2 protein-coding genes are annotated in these 1,835 nt (G+C 66.1%); both read right to left on the reverse strand.

Annotated elements, in window-relative coordinates; translation table 11 throughout:
- Positions 1 to 1,248 (reverse strand): FMN-binding glutamate synthase family protein (locus tag RFN28_RS34405; protein WP_320291566.1); only part of this gene is annotated, 1,248 nt, incomplete at its 3' end.
- Positions 1,249 to 1,256: 8 nt separating this feature from the next.
- The coding region (locus RFN28_RS34410; RefSeq protein ID WP_320291567.1) for a GltB/FmdC/FwdC-like GXGXG domain-containing protein at positions 1,257 to 1,835 on the reverse strand (579 nt) is incomplete at its 5' end.

Consider the following 1,835-nt stretch of genomic DNA (forward strand, 5'->3'; position numbering starts at 1 on the left):
GCAGAGATCTTCCGGCTCGAGATTGTGCAGGTGATTTTTGCCGCAGGCGCGGGCAATCGTCTGCGCTTCCAGCGTCATCACCTTGAGGTAGTTCGCCAGCCGTCGTCCGGCGACGATCGGATCGACCCGCTTCATCAGTTCGGGGTCCTGCGTGGTGATGCCCGCCGGGTCCTTGCCCTCATGCCAGTCGTCATAGGCGCCCGCGGTGGTGCCGAGCTTTCGGTATTCGTCCTCCCAGCGCGGATCGTTGTCGCCGAGCGCAATCAATGCCGCGGTGCCGATCGATACGGCATCGGCGCCAAGCGCCAGCGCCTTGGCGACATCGGCGCCGTTGCGGATGCCGCCGGACACGATCAGCTGCACCTTGCGATGCATGCCGAGGTCCTGCAGCGCCTTCACCGCCGGCCTGATGCAGGCGAGCGTCGGCTGGCCGACATGCTCGATGAACACTTCCTGGGTTGCCGCGGTGCCGCCCTGCATGCCGTCGAGCACCACGACGTCGGCGCCGGCCTTCACCGCAAGCGCGGTGTCGTAGTAGGGGCGCGCCCCGCCGACCTTCAGAAAGATCGGCTTTTCCCAGTCGGTGATCTCGCGCAGTTCCAGGATCTTGATTTCCAGATCGTCGGGACCGGTCCAGTCGGGATGGCGACAGGCCGAGCGCTGGTCGATGCCCTTGGGCAGCGTGCGCATCTCGGCGACGCGGTCGGAGATCTTCTGACCAAGCAGCATGCCGCCGCCGCCGGGCTTGGCGCCCTGGCCGACCACGACCTCGATCGCGTCGGCGCGGCGCAGATCGCGCGGGTTCATGCCGTAGCGCGACGGCAGGTACTGGTAGACCAGCGTCTTGGAATGGCCGCGCTCCTCCTCGGTCATGCCGCCGTCGCCGGTGGTGGTCGATGTCCCGGCAATGGTTGCGCCCCTGCCGAGCGCTTCCTTGGCCGGACCGGAGAGCGAGCCGAAGCTCATGCCGGCGATGGTGATCGGGATCTTCAGCTCGATCGGCCTTTTCGCATGGCGCGAGCCCAGCACCACGCTGGTGTCGCAGCGCTCGCGATAGCCTTCGAGCGGATAGCGCGAGATCGAGGCGCCGAGGAAAAGCAGGTCGTCGAAATGCGGAACCTTGCGCTTGGAGCCGGCGCCGCGGATGTCATAGATGCCGGTGGCGGCGGCGCGGCGGATTTCCGAGATCGCATAGTCATCGAAGGTCGCTGACTTGCGCGGCGTCGTCGGAGGATTGTGGTAGCTCATGGTCGTCCTCAGTATGCGTCAGCGTTGTCGATGTTGAAGTTGTAGAGCGTGCGAGCCGAGCCGTAGCGGGTGAACTCTTCCGGCCTGGCATCCTTGATGCCGGCCCGGTCGAGCAGGTCCTGGAGCAGGGCGATATGCTCGGGCCGCATCTCCTTTTTGATGCAGTCGGCGCCCAGGCTTTTGACCTTGCCGCGCACGAAGAGCCGCGCCTCGTAGATGGAGTCGCCCAGCGCATCGCCAGCATCGCCCAGCACCACCAGATTGCCGGACTGCGCCATGAAGGCCGACATGTGGCCGATATTGCCGCGGACAACGATGTTGATGCCCTTCATCGAGATGCCGCAGCGCGACGAGGCATTGCCCTCGATGACCAAGAGGCCGCCGCGGCCGGTGGCTCCGGCATACTGGCTGGCGTCGCCTTTGACCACGATCGAGCCCGACATCATGTTCTCGCCGACGCCGGGCCCGGCCGAGCCATGCACGGTGATGGTGCCGCCGGCATTCATGCCGGCGCAATAATAGCCGACGCTGCCGCGCACATCGATGCTGACCGGCTGGTCGACGCCGACGGCGACGGAATGGCTGCC

It is taken from the genome of Mesorhizobium album (genome assembly GCF_033977205.1).
GTDB lineage: Bacteria > Pseudomonadota > Alphaproteobacteria > Rhizobiales > Rhizobiaceae > Mesorhizobium > Mesorhizobium album.